Below are 16,572 nucleotides of genomic sequence, written 5' to 3'. Positions count from 1 at the left end.
TCTCTGGTCATAACGTTGCCCGTCAGTGTACCCGTCAGAGAATTTACGCTCCAGCGTAAAAAGACGTTACACTTAGCAAGCCTTTTCCTATGGCAAATAACTTTGAGGATGTATGCGTACTGTACTGAATATTCTTAACTTCTTTCTGGGCGGCTTCATGACGACGCTGGCCTGGATCCTGGCAACGATGATGAGCGTTGTCTTTGTCATCACGTTGCCGCTGACCCGCTCATGCTGGGAGATCGCGAAGCTGTCGCTGGTGCCGTATGGCAACGAGGCGATCCATGTGGATGAGCTCGATCCCTCCCGCCGTAACGTCATAATGAACACCGGCGGCACGCTGCTGAATATTATCTGGCTGGTGCTGTTCGGCTGGTGGCTATGCATAATGCATATCCTCGCGGGTATCACCCAGTGCCTGACCATCATCTGTATTCCGGTGGGTATCGCCAACTTTAAAATCGCAGCCATTGCTCTGTGGCCGGTTGGACGGCGGGTCGTGTCGGTGGAAACGGCGCAGGCCGCCCGCGAAGCCAACGCCCGGGCCCGTTTCTAATCTGAAGGACGCGTCACTCATGCTAAGCCCCCTGCTTCGCCGTTACACATGGAACAGTGCCTGGCTCTATAACGTCAGGATTTTTATCGCCCTGAGCGGTACGGTTGCCCTGCCCTGGTGGTTGGGCGAGGTGAAGCTCACCATCCCGCTGACCCTGGGCGTGGTAGCCGCCGCGCTGGCGGATTTAGATGACCGCCTTACCGGGCGGCTGCGCAACCTGGTTATCACCCTGGTCTCGTTCTTTATTGCCTCGGCCTCGGTGGAGCTACTCTTTCCCTGGCCGTGGCTGTTTGCCCTCGGGCTTATCGTCTCTACCTGCGGGTTTATCCTGCTGGGCGGTCTCGGTCAGCGCTACGCCACCATCGCCTTTGGTGCGCTGCTGATTGCCATCTATACCATGCTGGGTATCTCGCTTTTCGACCAGTGGTACCAGCAGCCGCTGCTGCTGCTGGCGGGCGCGGTGTGGTTTAGCCTGCTGACGCTAGTGGGGCACCTGGTGTTTCCGGTGCGCCCGCTGCAGGACAACCTCTCACGCTGCTATGCGCAGCTGGCGAACTACCTGGAGCAGAAATCACGCCTCTTCGACCCCGACTATGATGATGAGAGTGAAAGTGAAGCGCCGCTCTACGATCTGGCCCAGGCTAACGGCCAGTTGGTCACTACCCTCAACCAGACCAAGGCCTCGCTGCTGACAAGGCTACGGGGAGATCGTGGCCAGCGCGGTACCCGACGCACGCTGCACTACTATTTTGTTGCCCAGGATATTCACGAGCGCGCCAGCTCGTCGCATATCCAGTACCACGCCCTGCGCGAGCGCTTTCGCCACAGCTCCCTGATGTTTCGCTTTCAGCGGATGCTCTCTATGCAGGCCCAGGCCTGCGCCCGACTCTCACGGGCTATTCTGCTGCGCGAACCCTATCAGCACGATCCTCAGTTTGAGCGTGCCTTTGCCCATCTTGACACGGCCCTTGAGCACGCCCGCGCCCTGGGCACCTCTATGGACTATATTGAGTCGCTGGGCTTTGTGCGCGATAACCTGCGGGCTATCGACGCTCAGCTGGCGACGATAGAGTCTGAGCAGGCGCTGATGCAGCAGCCGCAGAGTACCGAGAATGAGCTTGCCGATGACAGCCTGACCGGGCTGGACGATATCTGGCAGCGCCTGAAGCGCAACCTGACGCCAGAGTCGGCCCTGTTTCGCCATGCGGTAAGAATGTCGGTGGTGCTCTGCCTGGGCTATGCCTTTATACAGGTCACCGGGCTCCAGCATGGCTACTGGATCCTGCTGACCAGCCTGTTTGTCTGCCAGCCAAACTATAACGCCACCCGCCACCGCTTAACGCTGCGTATCATTGGCACGCTGGTGGGCGTGGCGGTGGGTCTACCGATACTGCTTTTTGTCCCGTCGCTGGAGGGGCAGCTGGTGCTGATCGTCATTGCCGGGGTGCTCTTTTTTGCCTTTCGCAACGTGCAGTATGCTCATGCCACGATGTTTATCACCCTGCTGGTGCTGCTCTGCTTCAACCTGCTCGGGGAGGGTTTTGAGGTGGCGATCCCGCGTATTATCGATACGCTGATCGGCTGCGCCATCGCCTGGGCAGCGGTGAGCTTTATCTGGCCGGACTGGCGTTTTCGTAACCTCCCACGCGTGCTGGAGCGGGCGCTTGACGCTAACTGCCGCTATCTGGATGCCATTCTGGAGCAGTATCATCAGGGACGCGATAACCGACTGGCATATCGCATTGCCCGGCGCTACGCCCACAATGGCGATGCAGAGTTCGCATCAGTGGTCTCAAACATGTCCACCGAGCCGAACGCCACGCCGCAGACGCGCGACGTCGCGTTCCGCCTGCTCTGCCTGAACCACACCTTTACTAGCTACATCTCTACGCTGGGGGCACACCGGGAACAGCTCCAGCAGCCGGAGATACTGCAACTGCTGGATGATGCCGTCTGCTATGTCGATGATGCCCTGCACCACCAGCCTGCTGATGAGGTGCGGGTTGGGCAGCAGCTTGCGGCACTCTCAGAGCGAATTCGCCAGCTTGAACCCGATCCTAAAAGCAAGGCCCCGCTGGTTCTGCAGCAGGTAGGCCTGCTAATTGGGCTGCTGCCGGAGATCTGCCAGCTGCAGCATCAGGTTCCCCGCTGATTTACACGGCTCTCTGCCTCCAGCTCTTTATACCAGACGGTCAGCTCCCGGCGTATTTCTGCCGGGAGCGCGGCCTCATGCAGGCCAGCGATGGCCCCTTCCAGCGCAAACAGCACCCGGATACTCAGCAGCGGGCTGCGCTCCTTTAACCTGAGCCAGCATGCCTTCGCTCCCAGCAGCTTCAGGCTGTGTTCATCCTTAACGCCCGCTTCCCACAGCAGCGTCTCCAGCTGAAAATTCAGGTTGGGCAGATCTCTGAGCCGCTTTTGCGCATACCTTGCGACCTTTTCGCGCCGCGCTGCCGCCAGAGAGTAGTTGCCCAGCGTGAGCAGCGTTTCGCGATCCTGCCACAGGCTATCATCGACCCGGTAGTAGTTAAGCAGCACCGGCCTGCCCCGCTTCACAAAGGTCAGGAACGGGGCCTGCGTGTTGACACAGTAGGAGGCACTCTCTTCACAAGCACGCAGGTAGAGCGCCCCTTCGGCAACCATGGCAAAGACGGTATCTTCTATGGCGAGGCTGTAACCACCAAACAGTGCGCGGTGGCGAATATGTCCCAGCGACGAAAGATATTCCCGAGATTGATAGATCCTTTGATACGATACGTTTTTCATACTTATCCCTTTGAAATCAAGGCGTAATATATCTTCTGTTTATTAAGCCATCCGTTAAAAAGGAACATAGGGAAGTTACCCGGCATCAGCAAGATGATTTTTTCTCTCACCGCACGATCGGGTCATATTTGCGAGACGCTTTCAGAAAATGAGGTTGATCTTTAAACGCGCCGGAGGTACTGTATAGATATACAGTAACTCTCAGGGTTGGATGACTATGTACGCTTCAGGCTTTGCTAACCGCTCATCTCAATATACTTCTTTTGCAGGCAACCGCACGCAGGTTAATGCACCTGCTGCGGCCACCGGCCTCATCAGTGAGGTAGTCTACCGTGAAGACCAGCCGATGATGACGCAGCTGCTGCTGCTGCCTCTGCTACAGCAGCTTAGCCAGCAGTCTCGCTGGCAGCTCTGGCTGACGCCGCAGCAGAAGTTGAGCCGGGCGTGGGTACGGTCCGCAGGTCTGCCTTTAAGCAAACTGATGCACATCAGCCAGCTCTCCCCAGAGAGTACGTTAGATTCCATGATTAAAGCATTACAGACGGGGAACTACAGCGTGGTGATTGGCTGGCATGCGCAGGAGCTGTCGGCAGATGAGCATCGCCGCCTCGTTGATGCAGCCCAGGAAGGGAATGCAATGGGGTTTATTATGCGACCGGTTCGCTTCGACCCTCAGGCTTCAGGACAGTCATCGGGCCTAAAAATTCACTCGAATTTGTTTCATTAAGTAAATTTAAGATAATTCCTGGGATCTTTTTTGCGCCGGTTCCAGGCTATTGGTCATTAAGCTAAATTCGCTCGCGAAGCCTGTCTGGCGGGGCAACCACGATATTTTGACGGCGATTTTATCGTCATAAATGTTAAATATTGTGTCTACAACTCTTTTTTTTTCATATGCCTGACGGAGTTCACACTTGTAAGTTTCCAACTACGTTGTAGACTTTACATCGCCAGGGGTGCTCGGCATAAGCCGAAGATATCGGTAGAGTTAATATTGAGCAATGCCCCCGGTGAAGGATTTAACCGTGTTTTCTCTGGCGAGAAGTTCATGGCGATTTTTGGATGATAACGAGGCGCAAAAATGAAAAAGACAGCTATCGCGATTGCAGTGGCACTGGCTGGCTTCGCTACCGTAGCGCAGGCCGCTCCGAAAGATAATACCTGGTACACTGGTGCTAAACTGGGCTGGTCCCAGTACCACGACAACGGTTTCATTGACAACAATGGCCCGACCCGTGAAGACCAGCTCGGCGCTGGCGCATACGGCGGCTATCAGGTTAACCCGTACGTTGGTTTTGAGCTGGGTTACGACTGGTTAGGTCGTGAGCCGTACAAAGGCGACAACGTAAACGGTGCTTTCAAATCTCAGGGCGTTCAGCTGACCGCTAAACTGGGCTACCCAATCACTGACGACGTTGATATCTACACCCGTCTGGGTGGTATGGTATGGCGTGCAGATGCTAAAGCTCAGGTTCCTGGCGTTGCTGGTGCGAACTTCAAAGACCACGATACCGGTGTTTCCCCAGTATTCGCTGGTGGCGTAGAGTGGGCAATGACCCGTGACATCGCTACCCGTCTGGAATACCAGTGGGTTAACAACATTGGCGATGCTAAAACTCTGGGCACCCGTCAAGACAACGGTATGCTGAGCGTAGGTGTTTCCTACCGCTTCGGCCAGCAGGAAGACGTAGCTCCGGTTGTTGCACCGGCTCCGGCTCCGGCTCCGCAGGTTTCTACCAAGCACTTCACTCTGAAGTCTGACGTACTGTTCAACTTCAACAAAGCGACTCTGAAACCAGAAGGCCAGCAGGCTCTGGATCAGATGTACAGCCAGCTGAGCAACCTGGATCCGAAAGACGGTTCCGTTGTTGTTCTGGGCTTCACCGACCGTATCGGTTCTGACGCCTACAACCAGGGTCTGTCCGAGAAACGTGCTCAGTCTGTTGTTGACTACCTGATCTCTAAAGGTATCCCGTCCAACAAGATCTCCGCACGTGGTATGGGCGAGTCTAACCCGGTTACTGGCAACACCTGTGACAACGTGAAAGCACGTCCGGCACTGATCGACTGCCTGGCTCCGGATCGTCGCGTAGAGATCGAAGTTAAAGGTATCAAAGACGTTGTAACTCAGCCGCAGGCTTAAGTTTACGTCTTATAAAAAAACCCCGCTCTGCGGGGTTTTTTATTGCCTGCTCTCTGCTGATGGGCTGAGGTTATGCGTTACTCTTTGCCCAGCAGCGCCTGCAGATCCTGCTTCAGGGTACTCATTTTGCTGGCATACTTCTCTTTATGCTCGGCGTCTTCAATCAGCTGCACAATCGTCTCTGACAGCGTTTTTCCCCGCCGCTGGGCAAGACCGGCCAGACGTTGCCAGACCATAAATTCTAGATCGATTGATTTTTTACGCGTGTGCTGGTGCTCGGCGTTGAAGTGCCGTTTTCGCCGGGCGCGGATGGTCTGCTTCATGCGGTTCATTAATGCGGCATTCATATGCTGCGCAATCCAGTCGTTAACACGAACCGGTTCGTATTCAAGCTTCAGCAACAGATCGACGGCCTCTTTAGCCGCACTGGTTTCTAAATAGCGCGTGATGAGTTCACCTTCACGGTGCTTTTTCACCAGGTACTTCCATTTCCAGCCGCTTTCGAGATTTTCCAGTTGTTGATATTTCATTGCGATCTCAGTGTTACCGTGTAACTTAGTTCAGAATATCAGTTTTTTGCCAATCTGCTGAAAAGAAATCACATCCTGTGAGCTAAGCGGTGCCCGGATAGCGGTAAAAGCATCTATTCCGCGTGTGCTGAATTGCCGCTTACGCTATAATTTCGCCCTTTACAGCTGATGATAAAACCTCGACTTTGACCATAACTAAACTAGCCTGGCAAGACCTTGTTCCTGATACCGATAGCTATCAGGAGGTGTTTACACCGTCTGACGTTGACCTTGAGTCTGAGCTTTCTCTTGGTGACACGCAACCTCGTTTGCAATACGCGCTGGAGCAGTTGCTGCATCCGTCTGCCTCTTCACGCTTCTTACTGGCCAAAGCGCCGGAAGAGCCGGAGTATCTGTCCCTGATCGCCGCCGCCGCCCGTGAGCTTCAGCCCGCAACGTCGCCGGTTGTTGGCGTCGAATATAGCGTCGCTGGCCGCACGGTAAGCGTTAAGCCTGCCGCCAGTGCAGAGGCAAACTTTGCCGGCCAGAGTGAAGTGGTGGTTGCCGATTGGGTAGAAGCCGAGCAGCTCTTTGGCTGCCTGCGCCAGTTCAATAATGAGATCACCCTTGAGCCAGGGCTGGTACACCAGGCCAACGGCGGCGTGCTGGTGGTGTCGCTGCGTACCCTGCTGAGTCAGCCCCTGCTCTGGATGCGCCTGAAATCCATCGTGACTCGCCAGCGTTTCGACTGGGTCTCCTTTGACGAGTCGCGTCCCCTACCCGTTAGCGTTCCCGCAATGCCGCTGACGCTGAAGGTTATTCTGGTCGGCGAGCGCGAGTCGCTGGCAGATTTCCAGGAGATGGAGCCGGATCTGGCCGCCCAGTCTATCTACAGCGAGTATGAAGAGACGATCCAGATCACCGATCTGGACGCGCTTGCTACCTGGCGTCAGTGGGTCATTCTTAACGCCGAGCAGGCCGGACTTCCCACCCCGGCAGAGGATGCCTGGCCGATATTTATCCGTGCCGCGGTACGCTACACCGACGATCAGGAGACGCTGCCGCTCAGCCCGCTGTGGCTGGCGCGCCAGCTGCGCGAGGTCTCTGCCTTTACCGAGGGAAGCACCTTCGACGCGGAGCAGCTGCAAACCATGCTGAGCCAGCGCGAGTGGCGTGAAGGCTATCTGCCGGAGCGTATGCTGGATGAGATCCTGCTGGAGCAGATCCTGATTGAGACCGAAGGCGATCGCGTGGGGCAAATTAACGCCCTGTCGGTGGTTGAGTTTCCCGGTCACCCTCGCCCCTATGGCGAACCGTCACGCATTAGCTGCGTGGTACACATCGGCGACGGCGAGTTTCATGACATTGAGCGGAAAGCCGAGCTGGGGGGCAACATCCATGCGAAGGGCATGATGATCATGCAATCCTTCCTGATGGCCGAGCTGGAGCTGGAGCAGCAGATGCCGTTCACGGCGTCGTTGACCTTCGAGCAATCCTACAGTGAAGTAGACGGCGACAGCGCCTCAATGGCCGAGCTTTGCGCCCTAATTAGCGCCCTGGCCGATGTCCCGCTGCATCAGCATATCGCTATCACCGGCTCGGTGGATCAGTTTGGACGGGCACAGCCGGTAGGCGGTCTGAACGAGAAGATCGAAGGCTTTTTCGCCATTTGCCAGCACCGGGGTCTGACCGGCAAGCAGGGCGTGATCATCCCGGCGGCCAATGTCCGTCACCTTTGCCTGCATCAGGAGCTGCTGGACGCGGTCCAGGCAGAACAATTTTTCATCTGGGCCATTGATGATGTAACCGATGCACTACCCTTACTGACAGACCTGGTCTGGGATGGCGAAGGGCAAACCACGCTGGTCCAGACTATTCAGGAACGTATTACGCAGGCGACGCAGCAGGAAGCGCGTCATCGCTATCCGTGGCCGCTACGCTGGGTCGGCTGGTTTACGCCTAACTGATCGGAGTTGTTCAGCGTACACGTGTTAGCTATCCTGCGTGCTTCACTAAAATAAGGCTTACTGAGAACATGGTAGATAAACGCAAATCCTCTTATACGAAAGAAGACCTTCTTGCCTCTGGTCGTGGTGAACTGTTTGGCGAAAATGGCCCGCCGTTACCAGCAGGAAACATGCTGATGATGGATCGTGTGATCACAATGAGCGAGACGGGCGGTAATTTCGATAAAGGCTACGTTGAAGCAGAGCTGGATATCAAACCGGATCTGTGGTTCTTCGGTTGCCACTTCATCGGCGATCCAGTAATGCCTGGCTGCCTGGGCCTTGATGCCATGTGGCAGCTGGTTGGTTTTTACCTCGGCTGGCTCGGCGGCGAAGGTAAAGGCCGTGCCCTCGGCGTAGGCGAAGTGAAACTGGCTGGCCAGATTTTACCTACTGCCGCTAAAGTTACCTACCGCATTCACTTCAAGCGCGTGATCAACCGTAAGCTGATCATGGGTATCGCGGACGGTGAAGTGCTGGTTGACGGTCGTCAGATCTACACCGCAACCGATCTGAAAGTGGGTCTGTTCAAGGACACCTCTGCGTTCTGATCCCCCTGACAGGCGAAACCTCCGCCAGGCGGAGGTTTCATTTAAAGAGACAGAATCAGGCGATAACTACCCTATCCTCCATGGCTTCTCGCCAGCCTCCAAGCCAGTATGATCTCTGATTCAGCGTCTGGTAAGGACACAACTCTTTTGAGCGTCCGGCAATGCCGGCCTGGTAACCACGTTGATGTGCCCGTTCCAGGCGATCTCGTTTTTGTCTCTTCATGCCTCGTTTCCCTCATTATTTATGTCTGGTGGAAAAGAAAACAGTGGCTACTAAATGTGCAACCACGTCTAAGAAATAGCGCGATAGACGCAGACAGTCAATGCACAAAATTCATACCAATGTCATAAATGTGAGATATGCGAGAGTTCATTTGTACAAAAAGTGTGAGCAGGCACAGGTTTTATCCCGCTTAGAAGGCGAAAAAAAACCACGCTACCGGGAAAGACAGCGTGGTTTTTTAGGATTAATTGCAGACTCAGGTACAAATTAGGGTAAGCGATTTATCTCCCGGGCCATGTTGCTGGCCTGCTGCGCCCACGCTTCGCCCAGCACTTTTACCATCGCGTCATAGCCATCCTGAGGCTGCGTCATCTCCACATGGAAAGGACGCTTGATCAGCGTGCCCTGGTGATTAAGCAGCCACTCGCCGCTGACAATCACGTGCCCATCATAACGGCCATGAAAACCGGTCACGGTAACGTTAAGGGTATCTTGATCGCTGCCCATCGGCTGAGAGGCGACCACCCAGCCTGGGAGATTGCGGCTAAGGTTCGCCACCAGCGAAGTACGCAGCTGCTGGTCGAGCGGGCTGGCCCACAGGTTGTTGTTAGCGATGACGTACTGCACGTCGCTGGTCTGGTAGACCACGCCGTTACCCGCGAGATAGTCCGGAACCGACACCTGCTCCACCCACAGCTGACGCTGTGCCTGCCCAGGGTTGGTTGCCATCATGCTCTGCGACGCGGCAGCCTGCGACAGCTGAGCGTTTGATAGCTGATTGTTCGGCAACTGATAGTAGCGTGGCTCCTCGCTACCGCTACTGCAGGCGCTGAGCAACAGCACCGCAATGACCATTATCCCTTTTCTCACTGTTTAACCCCCTTCGGCTCAGGATCTTTTTTGCCCTTCGCCTCAAAGACCAGGGCGTTGCTCTTCTGGTTAAGCGTTTGCAGCACCGGCTGCAGCTCGCGCAGAACCTGATCCAGGCGCTGCATATCCGCCACCATCTTGTTATAGGCTGCCGATCCCGGCTGGAAGCCCTGCATGCTACGGTTCAGCTCGCGCAGCGTTTTCTGCATATCCTGCGGCAGCTGCTGTACCGACTGGCTGGCTGTCAGCTTGTTCAGGTTATCCAGCGTGGTTTGCAGACGGCGCATGGTGCGCTGGCTCTCGGCAAGCGTGCCGGTAGCCTGCTCAAGCATCGGATTCAGCGGCAGGTTGTTGATCTTATCCAGCGTGTCCATCAGGCGCTGCTGGATCTGCGCCAGACCGCTGCTGACCGTCGGAATAATGCTGTAGCCGCCAAACTCACGGATGCCGGTGATCGGCGGCGGTTTCGAGACGAAATCCATATCTACGTAGAGCGCGCCAGTCACCAGGTTACCGGTTTTCAACGAGCCGCGCAGTCCCTGCTTAAGCAGCTCAGGCAGATTCGTCAGGATATCCGGACTTTCCCCCATCTGGCTGGCGATCCGCTCTGGCTCAATACGGATCAGCACCGGAATACGGTAGTCGTCGTTCAATGCCTGACGCAGGCCCGGCATAAAGAACGGTACCTTGCTGACGGTCCCAAGACGCATGCCGCGGAACTCTACCGGTGCGCCAGGTTGCAGGCCGCGAATAGAATCTTTGAAGAACAGCAGGAAATCCTGGTGCTGCGTATAGAGCGACTCCTGAATACTGCGCTGGTTATCATAGAGATCGAACTCGGCCTTCTCGGCTACCGGCTGGCCTAAATCGATGCCGTCGGGCACGTCAAAGCTGACGCCGCCGCCAAACAGAGTGGTCAGCGCCCCCATCTCGACGCGCATGCCTGCCGAGGTGAGATCGACAGCGATACCGCTATCCTTCCAGAAGCGGACGTTGCTGGTCACCAGACGGTCGTTAGGCGCGTTAATAAACAGCTGATAGCTCATGGTGCGCTTCTGCGGGTCGAACACGCTGGTCTCTACCGAGCCGACGCGATAGCCGCGGAAAAGTACCGGATCGCCAGGGGTAAGCTGACCCGCTTTTTTACTGTCGAGCACCACGCGGATGCCTTTTGCATCCGGCGGTGCCAGCGGCGGCGAGTCCAGCAGCTGGTAGTCGTCACGCACGCCGCCTTTGGATCCCGGCTTAAGTTCAATATAGGCCCCGGAGAGCAGCGTACCCAGCCCGCTGATCCCCTCCCTGCCGACCTGCGGTTTCACCACCCAGAACACCGTATCGCCGTGCAACAGCTTTTGCATATTGGCATTCAGCCGGGCCTTGATCTCAACGTGGGTCAGATCGTCGGTCAGCGTTGCAGACTCCACCACGCCGACGTCAATGCTGCGGCTTTTGATGGTGGTTTTACCCGCTTCAATGCCTTCAGCATTGGTGGTGATCAGCGTCACCTCCGGCCCCTGATGGCTATAGTGATAGAAGAGGATCCAAGCCCCGATCAGCGCCGTGACAATCGGGAAGATCCACACCGGTGACCAGTTCTTCACCTTCTGCACTTTGGCTTCCCCACCTTTGGTCTCCATGTTTTACGACTCCTCCTGGCTTGATTCTGGCTCGCGATCCCACGACAGGCGTGGGTCGAAGGTCATGGCCGCAAACATCGTCATGATGACAACCAGCGCAAACATCAGCGCGCCCATTGCGGGGTAAATATTCATTAATCCGCCCATACGTACCAGGGCAGAGAGTACGGCAATGACGAAGACGTCTATCATCGACCAGCGGCCAACAAATTCAACGACTTCATAGATCAGGTGCATACGCTCGCTGTCGCGTCGGCCGTGCCCTTTCGCATCCCAGCAGAGCCAGGCGATGGCGATCATCTTCAGGGTTGGCACCATGATACTGGCGATAAAAATCACCAGCGCCACTGGATAGGAGCCTTCGCTCCAGAGCAGGATCACCCCGGCCAGAATGGTCGAGGGCATTTTATCCCCCAGCAGATCGGTGATCATAATGGGCAAAATATTGGCTGGCAGATAGAGCAGGATGGAGGTGACCAGCAGCGCCATCGTTAGCTGAAGGCTGTTTCTGCGCCGGGCGTGGCCATGGCTGTAGCAACGGGGGCACACCGTCTGATCTACGGGCAGTACCGCCGTGCAGCAGGCGCAGGAGCGCAGCCCCTGGCGAATCCCCGGCACGCCGACGTGCAGCGGCTGAGCCAGGGCCGGCGCGGGAGCAATGTCGTCCCACAGCCAGCGTTTATCGACGCACTGAAAGGCGCGCAGATGCAGAATGCAGAACAGACACCAGGGGATGAAGCTACTACCGACGCCGATATCGCCATAGGCCATCAGCTTCACGAAGCTGACCAGCACCCCGGCGAGGAAGATCTCGGCCATCCCCCAGTTTTTGAGCATGAAAAAGATGCGGGCCAGCCTGCGCTTCAGGCGATCCGGCAGCGGAACCTGATTCACCAGCAGAATGACGGTGACCAGGCAGAACGCGGGCACGAACTGCACAAAGAGCAAGAAGAAGGTGCCAAGGCTGGCGTAGTCTTCATTGAACATGACGCGCGGGATCTCCATCAGCGTCACTTCACTGGTGACCCCTGCCACCTTCATGTTAACGAAGGGGAACAGGTTAGCCAGTACCAGCATAAACAGCGCCATCACCGAGTAGGCCAGCGGGCGCTGCCGGGGTGCATCCCAGCGGGTGGTCAACGTATGGCCGCAGCGCGGACAGGCTGCCTTGTGCCCGTGTGCGAGCGATGGCAGCACCACCAGCAGGTCGCACTGCGAACACAAAATGTGCCGGGCGTCATGATGTTGTTCGCACATGCGCACTCCCTGAATTACGTTGCGTTTTTAAGCGCCTCAAGATGCTCCCACCGCTCAAAGGCCTCTTCCAGCGCCTTCTCTGCGGCAGCCATCTCGTCTAACACCTTTTGTGTCTGCTCGTGAGGCTGGCTGAAAAAGGCCCCGTCGGCAACCTGTGCCTGCAACGCAGTAAGGTTTGCCTCCAGCTCTTCAAGCCGTTGAGGAAGCTGCTCAAGTTCCCGCTGCAGGTTATAGCTTAGTTTGCTCCCGCCGCGTTTAACAGTATCCCCTTTTGCTACCGGAATGTCGGTCACCTTTTTGGTAACAGACTGTTTATACGATTGAGATGCGGCCTGCTGGCCACGCGCATCCTGGTAACCACCCACGTAGCGACCAATCCGCCCCTGGCCTTCGAAGATCCAGCACTCGGTCACGGTGTTATCGACAAACTGACGGTCGTGGCTCACCAGCAGAACCGTGCCCTGGTAACCATCGATCAGCTCTTCCAGCAGCTCCAGCGTCTCAACATCGAGGTCGTTGGTCGGTTCATCGAGGATCAGCAGGTTGCTGGGCTTGAGGAACAGGCGCGCCAGCAGGAGACGGTTACGTTCCCCACCGGAGAGCGCCCGAACCGGGGTCATAGCGCGTTTCGGGTGGAACAGGAAGTCCTGCAGGTAGCCCAGCACGTGGCGCGGCTTACCGTTGACCATCACCTCCTGCTTGCCTTCGGCGAGGTTATCCATCACCGTCCGATCCGGATCCAGCTCAGCACGGTGCTGGTCAAAATAGGCCACTTCCAGCTTGGTCCCGATATGAATACGTCCGCTGTCAGCCTGTAACTGGCCGAGCATCAGCTTCAGCAGGGTGGTTTTCCCGCAGCCGTTCGGGCCAATCAGGGCAATTTTATCCCCGCGCTGTACCTGAGCAGAGAAATCGGTAACCAGCTTTTTGCCGTCCACGGCGTAGTGAACGTTCTCCATCTCAATAACGATTTTACCGGAGCGGGAGGCCTCTTCAACCTGCATCTTCGCGCTGCCCATCACCTCACGGCGTTCGCTACGCTCGCGACGCATCGCCTTCAGAGCCCGGACGCGCCCTTCGTTACGCGTACGGCGCGCTTTGATGCCCTGGCGGATCCACACCTCTTCCTGGGCCAGCTTGCGGTCAAATTCGGCGTTTTGCAGCTCTTCGACCCGCAGCGCCTCCTCTTTCTCCAGCAGGTACTGATCGTAGTTGCCTGGATAGGTCACCAGCTTGCCGCGATCGAGATCGACAATGCGCGTCGCCATATTGCGGATAAACGAACGGTCATGGGAGATGAAGATAATCGTGCCGTTGAAGGTTTTCAGGAACCCTTCCAGCCAGTCGATGGTTTCAATATCCAGGTGGTTAGTCGGCTCGTCCAGCAGCAGCACGCGCGGGTTGCTCACCAGCGCACGTCCCAGCGCCGCCTTACGCAGCCAGCCGCCGGAGAGCGAGGCCAGCGCCATATCGGCCTCCAGACCCAGCTGGGCCAGCACCTCGTTGATACGGTTCTCCATCTGCCAGAGGCCGTAGTGATCCAGCAGCTCCTGCAGGCGCGCCATCTCGTTGAGGTTCTTCTCGCTTGGATCGGTCATCACCAGATGGGAGATCTCATGGTACCCCTTGAGATACTCCGCCTGCTCTGAGATACCCTCGGCAACAAAATCGTAAACGCTGCCAGCGACGTTACGCGGCGGATCCTGCTGCAGACGCGCCACAACCAGATCCTGCTCATAGACGATGCGGCCATCGTCCAGACCCTGTTCGCGATTGAGGATCTTCATCAGGGTAGATTTCCCCGCGCCGTTACGTCCGACCAGGCAGACGCGCTCGTTGTCTTCGATGTGAAGCTCGGCGTTGTCCAGAAGCGGCGCGTCGCTGAACGACAGCCAGGCACCGTGCATACTAATTAATGACATCTTGTTCTATTCCTCTCAGGCTGCGGTAATCAGCCAGCAGTTATGGATCTGACGGTTGCGGGCGAAATCCTGCGACTGTGTTTTTTGGGTAATGTCTTGTGCTTTCAGCCCCAGTTCAGCCAACCCGTCGTGATCCATGCGGAAACCGCGTTTATTGTTTGAGAACATAATCGTGCCGCCTTTACGCAGCATCCGTTTTAAGTCTTTCATCAAGCTCAGGTGATCGCGCTGGACATCAAACGCCTCTTCCATTCGCTTGGAGTTAGAGAAGGTCGGCGGATCGATAAAGATCAGATCGAACTGCTCGTCGGTTTCCCGCAGCCAGCCCATCACGTCGGCCTGCATCAGGCGATGCTGACGACCGGTGAGGCCGTTCAGGCGCAGGTTGCGCTCGGCCCACTCCAGGTAGGTGCGCGACATGTCGACGGTGGTGGTCGACGCCGCGCCGCCCAGCCCCGCATGCACGCTGGCGCTGCCGGTATAGGAGAAGAGGTTGAGGAAATCTTTGCCTTTGCTCATCTGGCCGAGCATCCGGCGGGCGATACGGTGATCGAGGAACAGGCCGGTATCCAGGTAGTCGGTCAGGTTAACCCACAGGCGGGCGTTGTATTCGCTCACCTCCATGAATTCGCCCTTCTCGTTCATCTTCTGGTACTGGTTCTTGCCTTTCTGCCGCTCGCGGGTTTTCAGCACCAGCTTGTTAGGCGCAATGCCCAGCACCGTGATGGTGGCGGCGATGACATCCAGCAGGCGCTGACGGGCCTTCTGCGCATCAACGGTTTTCGGCGGAGCGTACTCCTGCACTACTACCCAATCGGCGTAGCGGTCTACCGCCACGTTATAGTCCGGTAGGTCAGCATCGTAGAGGCGATAGCACTCGATCCCCTCCTGGCGCGCCCACTTCTCCAGCTTTTTGACGTTTTTGCGCAGGCGGTTGGCGTAATCTTCCGCCATGCCGCTGCCTTTAATATCACCAAAGTTTTCTGCGATAGAGTAGTTTTTCTGTACGCAGTCCAGCGGGCCGTTTTTGGCTTTAAACTGGCGGTCGGCGCGCAGCTGGAGGCAGTTGAGCAGCTCCGGCGAGGCGCTGAACAGGGAGACGTTCCAGCCGCCAAAGTTGTTTTTCAGAGTGCGGCCCAGCAGGCTATGCAGGGCGATCAGCGCCGGCTCGCTCTCCAGACGCTCACCGTACGGCGGGTTACTCAGGACGGTACCGTGCGGCCCTTCCGGCAGCGGATTGGTCAGTTGGGCGACATCTTTGACGTTAAAATCAATCAGCTCGCCGACGCCTGCGCGACGGGCGTTGCTGCGGGCAATATCGATAACCCGGGCATCGCTGTCGGAGCCGTAGAAGCGTGAGCCGTAGTCCGCCAGCCCCTGACGGGCGCGGGTCTGGGCCTCGGCTTTCACCTCTTTCCACAGCGCTTCATCGTGCTGCGCCCAGCCGCTAAAGCCCCAGTGCCCGCGATGCAGGCCCGGTGCGCGATCGGTGGCGAGCATCGCCGCCTCAATCAGCAGGGTACCGGAGCCGCAGAGCGGATCGAGCAGTGGCGTACCCGGCTGCCAGCCGGAGCGCATCACCACTGCCGCCGCCAGGGTCTCTTTCATGGGGGCCAGCCCGGCCCGGTCGCGATAGCCGCGCAGGTGCAGGCCGTCGCCGCTGAGATCGAGGGCGATATGCGCCGTCTCTTTATTCAGCCAGACGTTAATGCGCATATCCGGCTGCTCGCGATCGACGTTCGGGCGTTCCATATTCTTACGCGTGAAGCTGTCGACGATGGCGTCTTTTACCCGCATAGCACCGTACTGGCTGTTGCGGATCTCTTCATTCACCCCGCTAAAGTGCACGGCGAAGGTCGCGCCAGGATTGAAAATCTCCGTCCAGTCAATCGCCTGCACGCCCATATAGAGATCGAGGTCGCTATAGACCTTGCACTCGTTCAGCGGCAGCATAATGCGCGAAGCCAGACGACTCCACATCAGGCTCTGGTAAATGAGCCGGGTGTCCCCCTCAAAATGGACACCGCCCTGAACCACCTGGACGTGCTGCGCCCCAAGGTTTTCCAGTTCAGTTTTTAACAGCTCTTCCAGCCCACGGGCCGTACTGGCAAACAGAGAATTCATATCGTCAC

The 16,572-nt window shown here is 57.0% G+C and carries 14 protein-coding genes; 6 read left to right on the top strand and 8 right to left on the bottom strand.

The annotated features are described in order from the left end of the window. Positions 1 to 112 precede the first annotated feature (112 nt). Positions 113 to 556, top strand: coding sequence for a YccF domain-containing protein (locus tag NR795_RS03315; protein WP_257757135.1), 444 nt, complete (start codon positions 113 to 115; stop codon positions 554 to 556). Positions 557 to 575: 19 nt separating this feature from the next. Beyond that, entirely contained in the window at positions 576 to 2,708 is a 2,133-nt protein-coding gene (gene yccS / locus NR795_RS03310; protein WP_144812860.1) for a YccS family putative transporter, read from the top strand. On the opposite strand, the gene NR795_RS03305 is transcribed toward yccS, so the two are convergent. Beyond that, positions 2,693 to 3,322, bottom strand: coding sequence for a TfoX/Sxy family DNA transformation protein (locus tag NR795_RS03305; protein ID WP_222890072.1), 630 nt, complete (start codon positions 3,320 to 3,322; stop codon positions 2,693 to 2,695). The genes yccS and NR795_RS03305 overlap by 16 nt on opposite strands. 217 nt (positions 3,323 to 3,539) lie before the next feature. Here NR795_RS03305 and sulA point away from each other — a divergent pair, with 217 nt between their 5' ends. Together sulA and ompA are read left to right on the top strand one after the other, a co-directional pair. Beyond that, positions 3,540 to 4,049 carry an SOS-induced cell division inhibitor SulA gene (gene sulA / locus NR795_RS03300; RefSeq protein WP_144814610.1) on the top strand — a complete coding sequence of 170 codons (510 nt, stop codon included), beginning with the start codon at positions 3,540 to 3,542 and terminating at the stop codon, positions 4,047 to 4,049. Positions 4,050 to 4,403: 354 nt separating this feature from the next. After that, positions 4,404 to 5,465 (top strand): porin OmpA, encoded by a 1,062-nt coding sequence (ompA, locus tag NR795_RS03295; protein ID WP_144812867.1) that lies wholly within the window; start codon positions 4,404 to 4,406, stop codon positions 5,463 to 5,465. A 77-nt stretch (positions 5,466 to 5,542) separates the two neighbouring features. On the opposite strand, the gene matP is transcribed toward ompA, so the two are convergent. Continuing rightward, on the bottom strand, positions 5,543 to 5,995 hold the full coding sequence (matP, locus tag NR795_RS03290) for a macrodomain Ter protein MatP (RefSeq protein ID WP_042392481.1): 453 nt from the start codon (positions 5,993 to 5,995) through the stop codon (positions 5,543 to 5,545). Positions 5,996 to 6,180: 185 nt separating this feature from the next. Here matP and NR795_RS03285 point away from each other — a divergent pair, with 185 nt between their 5' ends. Together NR795_RS03285 and fabA are read left to right on the top strand one after the other, a co-directional pair. Next, a complete protein-coding gene (locus NR795_RS03285; protein WP_144812870.1) occupies positions 6,181 to 7,941 on the top strand; it encodes a Lon protease family protein in 1,761 nt (586 codons plus the stop codon). 68 nt (positions 7,942 to 8,009) lie between these two features. Then, on the top strand, positions 8,010 to 8,531 hold the full coding sequence (fabA, locus tag NR795_RS03280; RefSeq protein WP_144812874.1) for a bifunctional 3-hydroxydecanoyl-ACP dehydratase/trans-2-decenoyl-ACP isomerase: 522 nt from the start codon (positions 8,010 to 8,012) through the stop codon (positions 8,529 to 8,531). Positions 8,532 to 8,586: 55 nt separating this feature from the next. Here the strand turns inward: fabA and rmf are convergent, their stop codons facing one another. The 6 genes from rmf to rlmKL all read right to left on the bottom strand — a co-directional run bounded on the left by rmf (position 8,587) and on the right by rlmKL (position 16,564). After that, complete coding sequence (rmf, locus tag NR795_RS03275; protein ID WP_072015258.1) at positions 8,587 to 8,754, bottom strand: ribosome modulation factor; 168 nt, start codon at positions 8,752 to 8,754, stop codon at positions 8,587 to 8,589. 267 nt (positions 8,755 to 9,021) lie between these two features. After that, positions 9,022 to 9,624: a membrane integrity-associated transporter subunit PqiC gene (pqiC, locus tag NR795_RS03270; RefSeq protein WP_257757130.1), complete on the bottom strand. Its 603-nt coding sequence runs from the start codon at positions 9,622 to 9,624 to the stop codon at positions 9,022 to 9,024. Beyond that, positions 9,621 to 11,261: an intermembrane transport protein PqiB gene (gene pqiB / locus NR795_RS03265; protein ID WP_257757129.1), complete on the bottom strand. Its 1,641-nt coding sequence runs from the start codon at positions 11,259 to 11,261 to the stop codon at positions 9,621 to 9,623. Before pqiB ends, pqiC begins: the two co-directional genes overlap by 4 nt. A gap of 3 nt (positions 11,262 to 11,264) precedes the next feature. Continuing rightward, positions 11,265 to 12,518, bottom strand: coding sequence for a membrane integrity-associated transporter subunit PqiA (pqiA, locus tag NR795_RS03260; protein ID WP_257757128.1), 1,254 nt, complete (start codon positions 12,516 to 12,518; stop codon positions 11,265 to 11,267). 14 nt (positions 12,519 to 12,532) lie between these two features. After that, positions 12,533 to 14,440, bottom strand: a complete 1,908-nt coding sequence (locus NR795_RS03255; protein ID WP_257757127.1) for an ABC transporter ATP-binding protein — start codon at positions 14,438 to 14,440, stop codon at positions 12,533 to 12,535. A gap of 15 nt (positions 14,441 to 14,455) precedes the next feature. Beyond that, entirely contained in the window at positions 14,456 to 16,564 is a 2,109-nt protein-coding gene (rlmKL, locus tag NR795_RS03250) for a bifunctional 23S rRNA (guanine(2069)-N(7))-methyltransferase RlmK/23S rRNA (guanine(2445)-N(2))-methyltransferase RlmL (protein WP_257757126.1), read from the bottom strand. Between the last annotated feature and the right edge of the window lie 8 nt (positions 16,565 to 16,572).

Source organism: Pseudescherichia sp. L3, assembly GCF_024656065.1.
GTDB lineage: Bacteria > Pseudomonadota > Gammaproteobacteria > Enterobacterales > Enterobacteriaceae > Pseudescherichia.
This window is presented reverse-complemented; position numbering and strand designations above follow the sequence as displayed.